This window comes from Thermoplasmata archaeon (assembly GCA_038851035.1).
In the GTDB taxonomy this organism is placed as follows: Archaea; Thermoplasmatota; DTKX01; order VGTL01; family VGTL01; genus JAWCLH01.
This window is the reverse complement of the sequence record JAWCLH010000007.1, coordinates 1-15612: the sequence shown is the minus strand read 5'-3', so window position 1 is coordinate 15612 and position 15612 is coordinate 1. Positions and strand designations below refer to the sequence as shown.

General features: G+C 60.5%; 17 protein-coding genes. 11 read left to right on the top strand and 6 right to left on the bottom strand.

Annotated features, from left to right (window positions below; translation table 11 throughout):
- Together QW379_03525 and QW379_03520 are read left to right on the top strand one after the other, a co-directional pair.
- Positions 1-1203 carry an ATPase domain-containing protein gene (locus QW379_03525; protein MEM2869478.1) on the top strand — a complete coding sequence of 401 codons (1203 nt, stop codon included), beginning with the start codon at positions 1-3 and terminating at the stop codon, positions 1201-1203.
- Positions 1184-1888 (top strand): RAD55 family ATPase, encoded by a 705-nt coding sequence (locus QW379_03520; protein ID MEM2869477.1) that lies wholly within the window; start codon positions 1184-1186, stop codon positions 1886-1888. The genes QW379_03525 and QW379_03520 overlap by 20 nt, the downstream gene beginning before the upstream one ends.
- A 141-nt stretch (positions 1889-2029) precedes the next feature.
- Here QW379_03520 and QW379_03515 read toward each other — a convergent pair whose 3' ends face one another.
- Complete coding sequence (locus QW379_03515; GenBank protein ID MEM2869476.1) at positions 2030-2377, bottom strand: hypothetical protein; 348 nt, start codon at positions 2375-2377, stop codon at positions 2030-2032.
- Between the two features lie 36 nt (positions 2378-2413).
- Positions 2414-3106, bottom strand: coding sequence for an aquaporin Z (gene aqpZ, locus QW379_03510; GenBank protein ID MEM2869475.1), 693 nt, complete (start codon positions 3104-3106; stop codon positions 2414-2416).
- A gap of 165 nt (positions 3107-3271) precedes the next feature.
- Between aqpZ and QW379_03505 the strand changes: the two genes are divergently transcribed.
- The 8 genes from QW379_03505 (at position 3272) to amrS (ending at position 9905) form a co-directional block, all read left to right on the top strand.
- The gene (locus QW379_03505) at positions 3272-3646 is read left to right on the top strand and encodes a desulfoferrodoxin (GenBank protein MEM2869474.1); all 375 of its coding nucleotides are present in this window, start codon (positions 3272-3274) and stop codon (positions 3644-3646) included.
- Positions 3647-3658: 12 nt separating this feature from the next.
- The gene (locus QW379_03500; protein MEM2869473.1) at positions 3659-3808 is read left to right on the top strand and encodes a hypothetical protein; all 150 of its coding nucleotides are present in this window, start codon (positions 3659-3661) and stop codon (positions 3806-3808) included.
- Positions 3809-3842: 34 nt separating this feature from the next.
- Complete coding sequence (locus tag QW379_03495) at positions 3843-4418, top strand: rubrerythrin family protein (GenBank protein MEM2869472.1); 576 nt, start codon at positions 3843-3845, stop codon at positions 4416-4418.
- 249 nt (positions 4419-4667) lie between these two features.
- On the top strand, positions 4668-5306 hold the full coding sequence (locus tag QW379_03490) for a DUF47 family protein (GenBank protein MEM2869471.1): 639 nt from the start codon (positions 4668-4670) through the stop codon (positions 5304-5306).
- 4 nt (positions 5307-5310) lie between these two features.
- Positions 5311-6351: an inorganic phosphate transporter gene (locus tag QW379_03485; GenBank protein ID MEM2869470.1), complete on the top strand. Its 1041-nt coding sequence runs from the start codon at positions 5311-5313 to the stop codon at positions 6349-6351.
- A gap of 84 nt (positions 6352-6435) precedes the next feature.
- On the top strand, positions 6436-6687 hold the full coding sequence (locus tag QW379_03480) for a hypothetical protein (protein MEM2869469.1): 252 nt from the start codon (positions 6436-6438) through the stop codon (positions 6685-6687).
- The gene (locus tag QW379_03475) at positions 6681-8726 is read left to right on the top strand and encodes a pyruvate/oxaloacetate carboxyltransferase (protein ID MEM2869468.1); all 2046 of its coding nucleotides are present in this window, start codon (positions 6681-6683) and stop codon (positions 8724-8726) included. Before QW379_03480 ends, QW379_03475 begins: the two co-directional genes overlap by 7 nt.
- A 123-nt stretch (positions 8727-8849) precedes the next feature.
- On the top strand, positions 8850-9905 hold the full coding sequence (amrS, locus tag QW379_03470; protein MEM2869467.1) for an AmmeMemoRadiSam system radical SAM enzyme: 1056 nt from the start codon (positions 8850-8852) through the stop codon (positions 9903-9905).
- Positions 9906-9929: 24 nt separating this feature from the next.
- Here amrS and QW379_03465 read toward each other — a convergent pair whose 3' ends face one another.
- Both QW379_03465 and gatE read right to left on the bottom strand, forming a co-directional pair.
- The gene (locus QW379_03465; GenBank protein ID MEM2869466.1) at positions 9930-10997 is read right to left on the bottom strand and encodes a formate--phosphoribosylaminoimidazolecarboxamide ligase; all 1068 of its coding nucleotides are present in this window, start codon (positions 10995-10997) and stop codon (positions 9930-9932) included.
- 25 nt (positions 10998-11022) lie between these two features.
- Positions 11023-13008 (bottom strand): Glu-tRNA(Gln) amidotransferase subunit GatE, encoded by a 1986-nt coding sequence (gene gatE, locus QW379_03460; protein MEM2869465.1) that lies wholly within the window; start codon positions 13006-13008, stop codon positions 11023-11025.
- 221 nt (positions 13009-13229) lie between these two features.
- Between gatE and QW379_03455 the strand changes: the two genes are divergently transcribed.
- Positions 13230-14852: a DUF116 domain-containing protein gene (locus tag QW379_03455; protein MEM2869464.1), complete on the top strand. Its 1623-nt coding sequence runs from the start codon at positions 13230-13232 to the stop codon at positions 14850-14852.
- Between the two features lie 83 nt (positions 14853-14935).
- On the opposite strand, the gene QW379_03450 is transcribed toward QW379_03455, so the two are convergent.
- Together QW379_03450 and QW379_03445 are read right to left on the bottom strand one after the other, a co-directional pair.
- Entirely contained in the window at positions 14936-15115 is a 180-nt protein-coding gene (locus QW379_03450; protein MEM2869463.1) for a CxxC-x17-CxxC domain-containing protein, read from the bottom strand.
- Positions 15116-15373: 258 nt separating this feature from the next.
- A partial coding sequence (locus QW379_03445) for a zinc ribbon domain-containing protein (GenBank protein ID MEM2869462.1) occupies positions 15374-15612 on the bottom strand: 239 nt, incomplete at its 5' end.

Below are 15612 nucleotides of genomic sequence, written 5' to 3'. Positions count from 1 at the left end.
ATGCTCAGGCTCGGCGTCGGGGTCTTTGACGAGAGGCTGAAGGAACTCCCGGAGAAGTCTTCGGTCCTTTTCATAAGCTCCCCCGGTCTCGACCCCACCCCCTTTGGAATCCACGCCATCAACAGCTCGCTGAAGGGGCGAGGGCGCGCCATATACCTCGTGAACAACAAGCCCCCCTCCTCCGTGAGGAGGGAGGCGGAACTCATGGGGCACGACCTCCGCGGGCTGGAGGAGCAGGGGAGGCTCTACCTAGTCGACTCCTACTCGTCCTATGGCGGGGGGCCCTCCAACGAGAAGTACGTCGTCCAGGACCCATTCGACCTAGAGGGGGTGCTCAGGACAATCGAGCCCGCGCTCGAGCAGGACTCGGTGGTCTTTGTCGACAGCATGTCGTCTTACATGGACATGCAGGGCGACGGTGTCGAGGAGTTCCTGGAGCTGGTCAGGGAGCTGAAGCGCCGCGCCTCTGTCATGGTGTTCTTCTCGACGTGGGACTACGACCCCGAGTGCGTGAAGAGGGTAAAGGCTGAGTTCGACACCGTGCTCTGCCTTAGGCCGATGCAGGAGATATCACTTGTAAGGCAGTTCCTTTTAGCAGAGAAGATAGGGTCTGGGCTGACCCAGAGGCTCGCGGTGCCGGTCAAGGTCCTGAAGCCGGGCGGTGTCAGGGTCTACTTCCCCAAGGTGCTCATCACGGGCCCGTATAAATCGGGCAAGTCAACGCTGGTCAGGGCAATGTCTACCGCTGCGGTTAGCGTGGACAGGATGGGGACCACCATAGCGATGGACCACGGTTACCTAGACTACAGGGGGTTTGCCTGCGACCTCTACGGAACGCCGGGGCAGGAGCTCTTCGACCCCATTCTTGGAACCCTTGCTGAGGAGGCCGTGGCTGTAATCCTGGTCATCAATGCTGCGGACGTCGGGAGCTTCGACCGCGCCAGAACGATGATGCAGCTCACCCACGCCCACTCCCTGCCCCTGATAGTCGCCGCAAACCACCAGGATAGGGATGGCGCGCTCCCGTTGCCCGTGATAAGGGAGAGGCTCAGGTTGCCAGAGAGCACACCGATAATCCCGACGGTTGCGACCGAGGGCAAGGGCGTGCCTGAGCTGCTCGATGTCCTAGTCAGCAAACTCATGGAGGTTGCGGAGGCGGAGGCACTGCGTGAGGGGGGGCGTCATGATCACCCTGAGGGCTAAGACGGGCCTCGACGAACTTGACGCCGCCCTAGATGGAGGAATTCGTATAGGCTCCTTCTGCCTCCTCAGTGGCCCCGCGCTATCGGGTAGGGAGCTGCTTGCCCAGACCTTCTTCCACGCAGGCCTCGTGAGCGGCGAGGCCGGGACCTACGTGACGACGAAGGAGTTCGCCGAGGACATTATCGCCCAGATGGCGGAGCACTCCCTCGACCTCTCTGGGCACTGGGGGAAGTACATATTCATCGACATTTACTCCCCCCAGTCAAACCCCTCCCTACAAGACACGGCCACGGTGAAGTACGTAGCCTCAGTCGCCGACTTCGCAAAGCTCAGCAACACCATAATCGCCGCGATGGGAGAGTTCATGGGCAGGGGGATGCTCCAGCAGAGGCTCGTTTTCGACTCCATCGACACCCTTTTGATGTATGTCTCACCGGCTGGCGTCTATAGGTTTCTCTCTTACCTCAGGGCGAAGACGAAGAGCTTCCGCGCCGTCTGTTTCCTGCTCATCCAGCCCGAGCTCCACGAGGAGAAGGCTGTGAAGACTATCCTCCAGCTCGCGGACATGCTCATAGAGATGAACCCTGAGACGGGGCAGATGACCATAGCGACCCCTGGGAGCCCAAGAATCCCAATGGGCTACAAAATCGGCGAGAGGTCCATCGAGGTGTGGAGGACGGATTGAGGCTTTGGGATTCTCGGACACCCCCGGCTTTTCTCGGGGCGGGGCCCAGACCGTTGGGCGGTGCCCCAAAGGGCGTGGAGCCCGCCCGACCCCTAACCTCCCCCAGAATGCCATCTCCGAGCCGGGGCTCCTGGGGCGGAATCAGGTTTCCGGCCTCTCGTACTTTTTTGAGAGCATCAGCTGATGAATCAGCTGGCTAGCGCTGTATATCATAAGATGCCGGAGCCACTGGGAGGCCTCATGGGAATAGACGATCTCCTGAACGGCGTCGGGGTTGAGCTGGTGCAGTCTTCCGTCGGCGTCTATGAAGAGCGCCATTCCCTCGGTGAAAAGGACCACAACGTCGGTATAGACGCGGTAAACGGTCCTTGCGCCCTTCGCTCCCTCCTCTCTGAGAACGAGCCTATCGGCCTTTAGGTACTTGGTCAGCAGCAGCTCCGGGTTCTTCCTTATTTCCTCGAGGAGGCCCGAGAGGGGGTCTTCCTTCATCGGCCTTCGATTCAGGATGTTATATTTATCCTTTGCTCAGGCCTCCTTCCTGCCCCCCTCCTCGAAAACCAGCATCCACACGAGTGCCGCGAGCAGGGCGCCCGTGAGCGGCGCGACCCAGAAGAGCCAGAGCTGTGTAAGGGCGTCCCCGCCCGTCACGAGCGCCGGGCCCAGTGAGCGCGCAGGGTTGACGGAGGTTCCAGTGACAGGTATCCCGACGAGGTGAATGAACACCAGCGAGAGGCCGATCGCGAGCCCGGCGAAGCCCCCCGGGGCCCTTTTGCTCGTCGAGCCTAAAACGACCATCAGGAAAAGGAAGGTCAGCACGAGCTCGGCGGCGAAGCCCGCCCACATCGAGTAGCCTGCAGGCGAGTGGCTGCCGTATCCGTTCTGGCCGAGCCCGTTGAGCGCCAAGTTATAGGAAGGGAGGCCGGAGGCGATGTAAAAGAGCACTACCGAAGCCAGCACTGCGCCCACGCACTGCACGAGTATGTAGACTAGAGCGTCGCGGGCCCCGATTCTCCGGGCCACGAGCATCGCGGCTGTGACCGCGGGGTTGATGTGGCAGCCCGAGATGCTCCCTATGGCGTAGACCATCGCCAGAACCGAGAGGCCGAACGCGAGCGAGACTCCGAGGAAGCCTATTTGCTTTCCGGCGATCACCGCGCTCCCACAGCCGATGAAGACAAGCGCAAAGGTCCCGACCAGCTCGGCGGCGTATTTTCTCATATCAGAGTTCTCCAGTTTCTCACCACCCGACTCCGCTCCACAAATCCGCCAATCGCCCCCCTGGATATTCAATTTTCGCCCCGCGCCGGCAACGGGGGCGTTTACTAAAAAATTTATATACTCATGCGGGTTGGGTATGGGCCAGACGGGTTGGAGGTTACGCGCATGACTGAGGTAAAGCAGGTCTACAGATGCGAGGTCTGCGGGAACATTGTGATGGTGATGCACGCGGGTGTGGGCCAGCTTGTGTGCTGCGGCCAGCCGATGAAGCTGATGAGGGAGAATACCGTGGATGCGTCAAAGGAGAAGCATGTCCCGGTCATCGAGAGGAGAACAGAGGGCGTTGTTGTGAGGGTCGGGAGCGCGCCTCACCCGATGGAGGCGAAGCACTACATCGAGTGGGTGGAGCTCGAGGCCGACGGCGCTCTGCACATCAAGTTCTTGAAGCCGGGGGAGAAGCCCGAGGCCCTCTTCCCCGTGAAGGCAGAGAGGCTCTCGGCGAGGGAGTACTGCAACATCCACGGCCTATGGAAGGCTTGAAGAGGGATGGATATGCCAGGAAAGAAAAAGGGCAAGGAAAAGGAAGGGAAAAAGCCAAGAATGAAGTGCGAGGTTTGTGGAGCGGTCGTTGTTGTCGAGGAGCCCTGCGGCTGCGCGGCATGCGACTTAATATGCTGCGGGGCGCCGATGAAGCCGTGCTGAGAACGGAGCGACACTAAAAAACGGAGGGTAGACAATGCAGAAGCTGAAGGGGACGAAAACCGAGCAGAACCTGCTGACAGCATTCGCGGGGGAGTCGCAGGCGAGGAACCGCTACACCTACTTCGCCTCGCAGGCGAGGAAGGAGGGCTACGAGCAGATAGCCGCGATATTCTCCGATACCGCGGACAACGAGAAGGAGCACGCCAAGAGGTTCTTCAAGTTCCTTGAGGGCGGGGAGGCGATGGTCAGCGCCTCATTCCCCGCCGGCGTCATCGGGGACACGAAGGCGAACCTCAAAGCCGCGGCGGCCGGGGAGAATATGGAGTACACGAAGCTCTATCCCGAGTTCGCCAAGACCGCTGAAAAGGAGGGCTTCCCCCAGATCGCGGCCGTGTTCAGGAGCGTGTCCGTGGCGGAGCAGGGGCACGAGAGGCGCTACCTGCTGCTGCTCGAGAATCTGGAAAAGGGGCAGGTCTTCAAGCGCGCCAAACCAGTGAAGTGGCGCTGCCGCAACTGCGGCTATATCCATGAGGGCACAGAAGCCCCGAAGGAGTGCCCGTCCTGCGCCCACCCGCAAGCGTTTTTCGAGGTCTACACAGAAGTCTTCTGAGGCCCACGGGACGAGCACTGCGGGGAGGTCGGCTCCCCCCGCTCAGCTCTCCGGGCGGACTATCGCGTGAGTGGAAGCAACGTACCTAGCTCAAGGTAGCGGAGCGGCCCCCACCTCCCGCCGGCATTGGGAGCTTCACAGGCTGAGTGTAGTAAAGAAGAAATAGAATAATATAGAATATCTATAATCACTATATATTTTAGTGCTTATCTATTTATTTATATTGCTAATTTTCCGTCTCCAATAAATATGGGAATCACAGCGTGGCTGATACCGCAGGAGAGGCGCTTCTTCGACCTCCTCGAGGAACAGCTCGCCATAGTGAGGGAGGGGATAGCAATACTGAAGGAGATGGTGAGTGACTCGGAGGTTCGGGGTGCGGTCCATTACCAGAAGAAGTTGAAGGTAGTGGAGCACAGGGGCGACGACAAGGTGCACGAAATATACCGCGCTCTGAACCAGACCTTCATCACTCCCATAGACAGGGAGGACATCGCGGCCCTGACTTCGCACATGGATGACATTCTAGACTTCGTGAACGCTTCGGTCAGGCGGATGGTGATATACGGTATCGACCCCACGAAGGACGAGGTGATAAAGCAGTTCGCGGAAAACCTCTCCCAGACCACCGACGAGCTAACAAGGGCTCTCAAATGCATAAGGCACATGCCCTCGAACACCTTCGAGAAACGCGCCCGGGCCATCCACAGCCTCGAGAACAAGGCCGACGATATCCACCTCGACGCCCTGGGCGACCTCTTCAGCTGTAGTCTCGACCCGGTGACAATAATGAAAAAGAAGGAGATCTACGACATGCTTGAGGTAGCGACGGACAAGTGCGAGGATGTCGCAAATGTTCTCAGCGATATCATGGTCAAGCACGCGTGATTGAATGACCGAGCTGGAGGCGCTCCTAGCCCTCTCGCCCTTTGTCGTTGTATTGATTCTAATGGCCCTCATATTTGACTTTCTTAACGGGATGAACGATGCCGCCAACTCTATTGCGACGATCGTGTCCACGAAGGTCCTGAGGCCCGGGCAAGCCGTGGCGATGGCTGCATTCTTCAACTTCATCGCGGCATTCGCGGTGTCGACGTCGGTCGCTCTCACCATGGGGAAGGGAATCATCAGCCCAGAAATCGCCACGACTCGACTCGTCTTCGCCTCTCTGCTCGGTGCGATCGTGTGGACCGCCCTGGCGACCTATGGCGGCCTGCCGATATCGGTCTCCCACGCCCTCGTCGGGGGACTGGTGGGCGCGGGCCTCGTATCCGCTGGTTCGGGGGTTGTCCAGAGCGGGCTCTGGAAAGTCGTTGCCTTTATGGTTCTATCCCCGCTCATCGGAATGATATTCGGCTTCGTTTTCATGGTCCTGGCGCTCAATGCCGTGCGCCGCAGCTCCCTCGAGAGGATAAACCGCTGGTCCCGCCGGCTGCAGCTCATCTCGGCCAGCGCATTCTCTTTCAGCCATGGGCTCAACGACGCCCAGAAGACGATGGGCATCATCATCTTCCTGCTCTACGGCGCCGGCTACTTCTCTAGCATAGGGAGGGAAGGAGTGGGGGACATTTTCGTGCCCTTCTGGGTGATCATATCGGCCCACACGGCGATAGCATTGGGGACGCTGGTAGGGGGCTGGAGGGTGATTCGGACGATGGGAATGAGGGTCACCAGGCTCAGGCCGATACACGGGTGCGTCGCGGAGAGCGCAGGTGCCGCAACGATAATCGGTTGCTCCATCGCTGGAATTCCTGTGAGTACGACCCACACGATAACGGGGGCGATCATCGGCGTCGGGAGCACCAGGAGACTCTCAGCGGTCAGGTGGGGCGTTACTCGGAACATCGTGTGGGCCTGGATACTGACAATACCCCTCTCAGCCATTATTTCCGGGGCCGCTTATTTTCTGACGACCCTTATTAACCCCAGTTGAAGGCCAAAAAGTTCGACATTTGCCGAACTATCACAACGGCGAAATGGCAATCTATTTATTATTGTGCGGTTTAAAGTATTCCCAATGCTATGTAAAGGAGCTCGGTTCGTACGGTTTCCAAGCGCTACGCGAGCCGGAACTAAAGAGCTCGCGGCCCTCATAGCCGCCATCACCGCGTTCGAAGAGGACACCAGAGCCCCCCGGTTCGGAAGGGCAAGTCTCAGTGTCGAACTTAGGGAGGGCAGGGCTTCTCTCGTGGCTCTGGCCGTCACCCCAAGGCCTTCCTGGCTGGGTTCCACCAGCAAAGAAGGGGATGCGGGGGCTGGAGCATGGTGAGGCTCACCGACACCACCCTGCGCGATGCGCACCAGTCCCTCCTGGCCACAAGGCTCAGAACCCGCGACATGCTTCCAGCCTGTGACAAATTGGACAGGGTCGGCTTTCATTCGCTAGAGGTATGGGGCGGGGCGACCTTCGACGTTTGCCTCCGATACCTCAACGAGAACCCGTGGGAGAGGCTCAAGATGCTGAGGAGTGCCCTGCCGCGCTCGAGACTCCAGATGCTTCTCAGGGGCCAGAATCTTGTCGGCTACAGGCACTACGCCGACGACATCGTCGAGCGCTTCGTCGCCCGCGCGGCCCGTTTGGGCATTGATATTTTCCGAGTGTTTGATGCTTTGAACGACGTGAGAAACATGGAGCTTGCGATCCGGGTGGCGAAGAGAGAAGGGAAGGAGGTCCAAGGGGCGGTTTGCTATACCCTGAGCCCGGTCCACACCGTCGAGAACTATGTCCAGACATTCCGGAGGCTGGCGGAGCTCGGGTGTGACTCGCTCTGCATCAAGGACATGGCCGGCCTGATCACCCCGGCAGCGGCGAAGGAGCTGGTCAGGGCTGTGAAGAAGGAGGTCGGCCTCCCCCTCTGCCTCCACAGCCACTGCACCGCTGGTCTGGCCCCGATGAGCTATTTGGCCGCGGCGGAGGCAGGCTGCGACATCCTCGACACCGCGATATCCCCGCTGAGCGGCGGGAGCTCGCAACCCGCGGCAGAGGCTGTCGTGGCAGCGCTCCAGGGCACTCCAGCTGACACTGGTCTGGATCTCTCCCTCCTTAATGAGCTCAGGGAATACTTCGCCCGAATTCGGGAGAAATACGGGGCCTTGATCGACCCGGTGTCCGAGAGGGTAGACACCAGCGTCTTAGTCTACCAGATTCCAGGCGGAATGCTCTCAAATCTGATCTCGCAGCTGAAGGAGCAGAACGCGATGGACAAGTTCGCCGAAGTCCTCCGGGAGACCCCAAGGGTCAGGGCGGAGCTCGGCTACCCGCCGCTGGTCACCCCGACGAGCCAGCTCGTGGGCACACAAGCAGTATTCAACGTCCTCTGCGGCGAGAGGTACAGGGTGGTCTCGAATGAGGTCAAGGATTACCTGAAGGGGCGCTACGGCCGGACCCCAGCACCTGTTGACGAAAGAATTCGGAAAAAGGTCATTGGGGACGAGGAGCCCATCGCTGGACGGCCGGCAGACCTCCTGCCACCGGAGTGGCCCGCTGTGGTGGAGGAGGGGAGGAAGCTGGGCGTGACGGACGAAGAGGAGCTGCTCATGCTGGCGCTATTTCCATCGGTGGCGAAGAGCTTCCTCAGGGGCGAACTCAAAGAGGAGCCCCTCCCCCCTCAAGGAGCCAGAGGCGAAGCGCTCCGTCCGCCCGGGTGGGCCGCTCCTGGGCGAGAGGAGAGCTCGGGATGCCCTTGGGAAGGGGGAGGAGTTGGTGAGGAGAGGGGTGGGGGAGAGGGGGCATCCGACCCAATATTGACGGAACAGGTGCTCTCGGCCAGGGCCCTGTCGGGACATCGCCAGTACCTCGTCAGGGTCGGCGAGAGGGTCTTTGATGTCAGCGTCGAGGACGCGGGTGCTAGGCCCCGGGCGGGGCCTGCTGTCTGGTTCCCGTTCGGTATAAGCCGATCGCAGAATCGTCGGGAAGGCTCGCGATCCCCCCTCCCCACTTCCAGGCCGCGCTCCGGTCCCACTGCGCGGCGTCTTGGGCTATCCCCAACCCGCTCCCTGGACAGCACCCCCACCCCATCGCCTCCTCAACGACCCGGCGCTCCCCAGATTTCACACCATCCGGCCATTACCAGCGCCGGGGCCACCACGGCCCCTGAGAAATCAATCACCGCGCCCATGCAGGGCCTCCTGACTAGGGTTCTCTGCTCGGTTGGGGAGAGCGTCAGGGCGGGGCAGTGCGTGGCCGTCCTGGAGGCGATGAAGATGGAGAACGAGATTCAGGCGCCCACGGCGGGCGTTGTCAAGGAGATAAGGGTGAAACCCGGGACCCAAGTCTCGGCCGGGGAGACGATAATACTCCTCGAATGACGATGACGGCTCGGGTTGAGCAGCAGAGCCGGGGAAAAAAGAGATGTATGGGCTCTAAGGGCTCTAAGAATCTTACGCGCGCCGGAGAACGCAGCGCGCGAAAATTCGTCTGGAGGAATCACGATGAAAGTGGCGGAAAAAGGGAGCGGGGACCCCGAAGGAGCGGGCTGGCCGAGGGAGGCCTCCCACTACACGGCTCTGGGCGATGGGAGGGTGAGGTGTGGACTCTGCCCGCACGGCTGCACAATCACCGATGGAAAGCGGGGAATATGTGGGGTTCGCGAGAACAGACATGGGAGGCTCTACTCGCTGATATATGGCCGAATCGCCTCGGTCCACCCCGACCCAGTGGAAAAGAAGCCCCTATACCACTTCCACCCGGGCTCGACTGTCCTCTCCTTCGGCACGCTGGGCTGCAACCTGAGGTGCCTGCACTGCCAGAACTGGGAGATATCGCAGGCCCGGGACGCCGACTTCTCCCTCCTCAGGCCGCTCGAGCTCTCCGAACTCGCACCGATGGCGGAGAGGACGGGCTCGACGGGCATTGCCTGGACCTATAATGAGCCGACGATATGGCACGAATTCACCCTTGAGGGCTGCAAGGAGGCGAAGAGGCACGGGCTCTACACCGTCTATGTGACCAATGGATTTATCAGCGAGGCCCCCTTGCGCGAGCTCGCGCCCTTTCTAGACGCCGCCAATGTAGACGTCAAGGCCTTCACGGAGAAGTTCTATAGGGAGGTTTCGGGAGCGAGGCTCCAGCCCGTGCTCGAAGCCTGCAGGCTCTACAGGGAGCTGAAGATACATCTGGAGCTGACCTATCTGGTCATCCCTACGAAGAACGACTCCTCCTCGGAAATCGAGCAGTTCTGCAGGTGGGCCGTCAGAGAGCTGGGGCCGGACGTGCCCCTCCACTTCTCCCGCTTCCACCCCGACTACAGGCTGACGAGCCTCCCCCCCACTCCCCTAGCCAAGCTCGAAGAGGCCTGCTCGCTGGCGAAGAAAGCCGGCGCGGAGTATGTCTACGCCGGGAACGTGCCCCACGGCGATTATGAAAACACGCGATGCCCCGCCTGCGGCTCCCTACTGATCGAGCGCTACGGCTTCAGCGCGGAGGTCGTGGGCCTGAATGGGCGCAGGTGCGCGAGATGCGACAAGGAGATCGCTATCGTGCTCTGAGCCAGGCCATCCTCTTACCTGCCCTCAGGACAGAACCTCGCCCAGTCTGTTCATCTCTTTCGCGAGCTTTATCTCCCTCGCTATCCTCCGCCCTATGGACATCCCGCTCTCGCGCAGGTCGTAGTAGGGTGACCCGGAGACGAAGAAATTCGTCCCGGCCACGATGCGCGCGCTGATCTCGAAGACCTTGAACTCCAGCTTGTCGGTCACGATGCATTCGAGACTGAAGGGGCCTATGATCCCACCGAAGAGCTCGATGGAGCGCTCGACCGTCCTCTCGCCCATCTCGAAGACCTTGGGGAGGAGGGACTCCCTGATGACCACCGGCACGTTTCCCGTGACCACGAATGTCGGGAGGATGCCGAGCTTCTTGAGCCTCTCCGCGCTCCCGAGCTTGTACATCTCGTCTATATTGGCCTCGTCGCGCCTGTCCATTGAGTGGAGCTCGAGCGTGCCTCTGCTCAGCCTGTAGCCCTCGGTCGATATCGGGGAGTAGAAGAAGTGCATGTAGTACCTGGTGCCTATCACGTACTCCTGAATCGTGTACTTCTCTTTCGGGTTAATCTCCATGAACTCCTCGTAGTTCTTGGCGATGAAGAAGCCCCTCCCACCCTTCGCTCCGAAGAACTTGACAAGCACGGGCTGCTTTATGTCCTCGGGGCGCGCGATTTTAGCTGGCATCTGGACGCCCGCGCTCTCCAGCCACTCCCTCTGCTTCTCCCTGTCCGACTCCCACTCCAGAACCCGCCTATTGCCGAAGGTGGGGAGGGGGAGCTCCTCGAAAAGCTCGGTCCCCAGATATTCGACGAAGGAGCCGTGGGGGACGATGATCGCGTTCCTCTCCGCCAGCTCCTCAGCCCTGGTCACTATATCGCTGTACTCCCGGACGCAGAAGAACTCGTCCGGCTTCGCCTTCGGGAAGGCGTCGTAAAACTTTGGTTGCTTTCCTATGCAGATGCCCAGGGTTCGGAAGCCCTCCTTACGGGCCCCGTCGAATATCTGGAGGCTTGTATGAGAGCAGACGGTCGCTATCGTCAGCCTCGAGAGGTCGTAGGACCCCAGGAGCTCCATTATTTTCTCGCGGGGTACCATTACAGCATAAATATTGTATGGGTTTTTATAGATTTCCGGCGGCCGTCTCGCTCTCACGGCGCGGGGGACCCGCGCGGGCGGCGCCCGCCTCGAGCTCACGCCTAACCATCTCCGCTAGTCTTGCCCCACCCACCTTCCCGCGGAGCTGCGCCATCAGGGAGCCCATCACCGCGCCAAAGAGGTCGCGGCCCGGCGGAAGCCTCTTCCCGACGCTCTCTACCGCTCGTTTAACGAGCGCTGCAAGTTCTTCCTCTCCGGGGCGCCCGGAGGCGAGCTCAGCGATTCTCTCCTCCACGCTCTCGCCCCGCGCAGCAACCGCCGAGATAGCCAGCTCTACCCCCTCCCTCGCCAGCCTGCCCTCTTTATAAGCCCTGAAGACCGCAGCTATGACGTCGTCGCTGAGCTGGTCCACAGGAATGCCCCTGCGCGCGAGTGCCTTCATCGTCTCAACAAGGAAGGCAGCAGCGAACTTCGGGTCAATATTCAGTTCCTCAAGAAGGCGGTCAAAGAGGAGGGCGCGAGGGTGAATCGCCAGCTCCCAGCCCACATGCCGCGGAATTCCGAGCTTCTCGTAGCGCGCCATCCTTTTGTCTGGGGTCTCCCCAAGCCGCCGCGCGATTTGCCCCAACCTCTCCTTCGTTATCACATATGGTGGGCTGTCAGTGTCAGGGTACATTCTGTCCGGGCCCGGCAGAATTCTCTCGAAGTCCGTCGTTCCATCGGGCAGGGGCTGGCGGGTCTCGTTGGGCACTCCTATCGTCAGCTCCAACGCCCTGGTCCTGACCTCCTGCGCGGCCGTCGTGGCGTCCTGCAGATTCCCCCAGACCAAGACAACCACGTCGTCTGGCCCCGCCCCGCAGAGCTCGAGAACCCTCCTCCTCTCCTCCTCGGTCGAGCCAAGCTTGGGCATCTCGTCGGTGTGGAGGATGTTTACGGGCTCGTATTCGATGCACGCGATCACACGCACCCTGCCCGCGAGCTCGCTCGCGAAAGTCTTCCCCGGCTGGGTCGGGTGGTTCAAAATATCTTTGTAGCCCTCGAGCCTGACTCCAAGGACCTCGCCCCCCTCCTCCAGTGCCCGCTTTATCGGCTCGAATGCCGTCGACCTAAAGGCGCTGGAGCAGTCGACGATTTCAGCCCTGAATGTGTCCTTCGTGATCCCTCTCCTTGCGAGTTCGTCGCGCAGCTCGAGCAGAGCCCTCTGTCTCAGGGCCTCGATTCTCGTCAGGGGCGTCATCCAGGCGAGCTTCGGGACGCCCTTTATCTCGACCCTCGTGCCTCCCTTGATGCTGACATTGATGTCCTGCCGGACCGAGCCGTCGCCTCTGCGCGCCAGCCCAGTCGCCCTCAGCAGCCTGCCGATCGCATTCGCAACCTCCGGTACCTCGCTAGGATGCATGATGTCCGGGCGTGTCACAACCTCGACGAGGGGTATGCTCAACCTGTCGGTCTTAAACGTGATGTCGTGGCGCCAGTTGGTCACCTGCCGGCACGCGTCCTCCTCGAGCGCGAGCTGGATAATTCCTATTTTTCTGTCTTTATAGGGTAGCCAGCCGTTAACGCCCACGATCATCGTCCTCTGGAAGCCCGTGGGTATGGAACCGTCCAGGTACTGCTTGCGGCTCACGTGAAGCTCGTCCACAATCGAGCAGTTCAGAAGCATTGCGATGTGTATCGCGATATCCACTGCCTCCTGATTCACCGGGAATGGGGGCGTGTCGTCGAACTCATAGGTGCAGACCGTGTCCCTGTAAATGTGATAGGTGATGTTCTTCTTCGTCTTGAACTCCATCAGCGCTGTGCCGTCGTAGACCCCGAGTTCGGACATCGTGGGCCTCATGTGTCTGAGTATGCGAGTGTGTGGGGGGTCCCTCCGGAGCACCGCCGGGCACCTGCAGAAGAGCTTCTGCCCTGTCCTTATCTGGTGGTGAATCTCGAGCCCACACTTGAAGCCCAGCTTCGCAAACTCCTCCTCGCTAAGGTCCTTCCAGCCTTCGCCGCCCTCGCTCATCGTCAGGCCGGTAACATGGTTGGCCTATATGAATGTGATTCCTACACCTCATTCATGAGCTCGGGAAGCCGCCTCCAAGCCCGGGACCCTTCTCCCCGGTCCCAGAAAGGATGGGGGACCGTCGTGTGCCTCGGCCCCCGCGGAGTTCCAGCCCTGTGGGGACGAACCATCGGAGCGCCTTTGAGGGCAATGTAATATACCGCCTGCGAATTCCAGTCCCGATGGAGGTCTGGAGGCTCCTGAGCACCCCGCCCGCGAGCGCCGCGGTGAATATGGCGCTCGACGAATGCATACTGAGGGCGAGGGCGGAGGGCAGGGTCCCGAAGACGGTCCGTTTCATGAGGATGAGGCCTCACGCGGTGCTCGTAGGCTACCACCAGAGCGTCGAGCAGGAGGTGCGCGAGGAGTACTGCGCACGCCACGGAATCGATATCAACAGGCGCCTCACTGGCGGCGGGGCGCTCTACTTCGACGAGAGCCAGCTCGGCTGGGAGATATTCGGGGACCGCGAGGCACCTGGAGTACCGAGAAACGTCGAGGCGATGTACAGGAAGATGTGCGAGGGAGCGGTGCTGGGCCTCAGGGAGCTGGGGGTCGAGGCACGCTTCAGGCCGAAGAACGACATCGAGGTCCGCGGGAGAAAAATATCTGGCACAGGGGGAACTTTCCTCGGGAATGCCTTCCTCTTCCAGGGGACGCTCCTCGTGGACTTCGACGCTGAAACGATGCTCAGGGCCCTGAGAATTCCGATAGAGAAGCTCCGGGACAAGGAAGTTAGGGCGGTCAAGAGAAGAGTGACCTGGCTCTCTGAGGAGCTGGGCGAGGCCCCACCCCTCTCCGTCATAAAGAGGGCTCTCGCGCGCGGGTTCGCGGAGTCGCTAGGGGCTGAATTCCGGCGCGGCACCCTCACCGCCTACGAGAGAGCTCTCCTTAAGCGCGCTCTGCCGCGCTTCCGCTCGGCGGGGTGGATATACGGCGTTCGCAGGCCACCGGGTTCGAGGCAGGTGCTCCGGGCCGCGAGAAAGTCGAAGGGGGGGCTGGTGCGCGTCTCCCTCGTCGCGGACCCGCTCGCAAGGAGAGTTCAGTGCGCTCTCATAACGGGTGACTTTTTTGCCTTCCCCCGCGAGTCTATAATGAATTTAGAGGCGCGTCTCAAAGATTCACCCCTGAGCGCGCGTGCGATAAAAAGCGCCGTCCTGCGCTTCTTCATGGAAGAGAGGCCCGTGGTCCCCTTTGCTCGCCCCGATGACTTCACATCGGTCCTCCTCGAAGCTTTGGAAAAGAAGGACTGGGTCAAGTATGGAATAGCGCCTGACGAGGTGAACCTCGTTTTCCCTGTAGCTGGTAGAATGGTGGACATCGCAAGGGAGGGCTGCGACCACCTCCTCCTCCCATACTGTGCCAAGCCTCTGGACTGCCGGTACCGGAAAAAGGACGGCTGCGCAGAGTGCGGGAGGTGCGACGTCGGCGAGATGTATGGACTTGCGCGCCGGACCGGACTCGTGCCAGTTTCTATCAACAGCTACCACCATCTCGAGTCGGTTCTACGTAAACTAAAAAGGGAGGGCTCAAGGGGATTTATCGGTAGCTGCTGCGAGGCTTTCTATTTAAAACATAGGGATGATTTCGAGAGAATTGGCGTGCCTGGGGTTCTCGTGGACATCGACAGCCGCACTTGCTACGACATCTACAAGGACGCCGAGGCCCACCTCGGGAGGTTCGACAGGCAGACGAAGCTCAGGGCAGATCTGTTCAGGAGAATCGCTCTCAGGTTCGGTAAGCATGCCGGAGCGCCCGTCGGTCGCAAGTATGGAAAGGCCCCGGCGGAGCGAAAGCGGGGCTGAAGGTAAACAAAAAATAAAAAGATGCGCCCTAAAAATCGGGCTATCCCTGTGCCCGGTCTCCCGGGCCGAACCGGTTCTCGAAATCAGAACTTTCTCGGCGGGCGGTGCTTCTGGAAGCATTCCCTGCAGTAGACTGGCCTGCCCTCCGTGGGCTTGAACGGCACCTCGCAGTCCTTCCCACAGTCCGAGCACTTCGCAGGGTGCATCTCCCTCGGGCCACCAAAGCCGCCTCTGCGCCTGTCGCCTCTATCTCCAAACTCCATGTTTCTCACTCTCTATCGACAAACTCTTCGAGAACCAGTTCGCCTTTGCCGCCCCTTGCGGGGTGCATACCTCGAACCATCATCTCGATGGTCTGTCTGGGGGGTATATCAAAGTCCTACTATCTAAATCCAACGCATGGAGCTTAATAACATGGAGCAGAGGCGACCCATTCTCACGGCACTTATTGTCATGGGACTATCACGTTCTCAGGTCTTCCTTCTTACTCCACTCTAGACCGCATGCCCTGCCTAAGGACATCACCTCGTTCTGTGCCCGCATGCCGGGCACACGGGCCATTCGGGCTCAAGCGCCTCGCCGCACGAGGGGCATCTGAGACCGCCCCTTGGCTTTTTCGCTTGCCCCTCCGCAACAGCGGGTCCTCCCCCAGCCCGGCCCGCTACCCCTCCCCCCACTCCTCCCAGCGCCGCCCTCGCCTCCATCGCAAACTGCATCGCCGCCTCCCCGTCGCCTTCCTTTATGAAGTCGCGAGCTAGCT

Coding starts and splice junctions, on each gene's coding strand:
- QW379_03525 (MEM2869478.1), top strand. CDS start 1: ATGCTCAGGCTCGGCGTCGGGGTCTTTGACGAGAGGCTGAAGGAACTC.
- QW379_03520 (MEM2869477.1), top strand. CDS start 1,184: ATGATCACCCTGAGGGCTAAGACGGGCCTCGACGAACTTGACGCCGCC.
- QW379_03515 (MEM2869476.1), bottom strand. CDS start 2,377: ATGAAGGAAGACCCCCTCTCGGGCCTCCTCGAGGAAATAAGGAAGAAC.
- aqpZ (MEM2869475.1), bottom strand. CDS start 3,106: ATGAGAAAATACGCCGCCGAGCTGGTCGGGACCTTTGCGCTTGTCTTC.
- QW379_03505 (MEM2869474.1), top strand. CDS start 3,272: ATGACTGAGGTAAAGCAGGTCTACAGATGCGAGGTCTGCGGGAACATT.
- QW379_03500 (MEM2869473.1), top strand. CDS start 3,659: ATGCCAGGAAAGAAAAAGGGCAAGGAAAAGGAAGGGAAAAAGCCAAGA.
- QW379_03495 (MEM2869472.1), top strand. CDS start 3,843: ATGCAGAAGCTGAAGGGGACGAAAACCGAGCAGAACCTGCTGACAGCA.
- QW379_03490 (MEM2869471.1), top strand. CDS start 4,668: ATGGGAATCACAGCGTGGCTGATACCGCAGGAGAGGCGCTTCTTCGAC.
- QW379_03485 (MEM2869470.1), top strand. CDS start 5,311: ATGACCGAGCTGGAGGCGCTCCTAGCCCTCTCGCCCTTTGTCGTTGTA.
- QW379_03480 (MEM2869469.1), top strand. CDS start 6,436: ATGCTATGTAAAGGAGCTCGGTTCGTACGGTTTCCAAGCGCTACGCGA.
- QW379_03475 (MEM2869468.1), top strand. CDS start 6,681: ATGGTGAGGCTCACCGACACCACCCTGCGCGATGCGCACCAGTCCCTC.
- amrS (MEM2869467.1), top strand. CDS start 8,850: ATGAAAGTGGCGGAAAAAGGGAGCGGGGACCCCGAAGGAGCGGGCTGG.
- QW379_03465 (MEM2869466.1), bottom strand. CDS start 10,997: ATGGTACCCCGCGAGAAAATAATGGAGCTCCTGGGGTCCTACGACCTC.
- gatE (MEM2869465.1), bottom strand. CDS start 13,008: ATGAGCGAGGGCGGCGAAGGCTGGAAGGACCTTAGCGAGGAGGAGTTT.
- QW379_03455 (MEM2869464.1), top strand. CDS start 13,230: ATGGAGGTCTGGAGGCTCCTGAGCACCCCGCCCGCGAGCGCCGCGGTG.
- QW379_03450 (MEM2869463.1), bottom strand. CDS start 15,115: ATGGAGTTTGGAGATAGAGGCGACAGGCGCAGAGGCGGCTTTGGTGGC.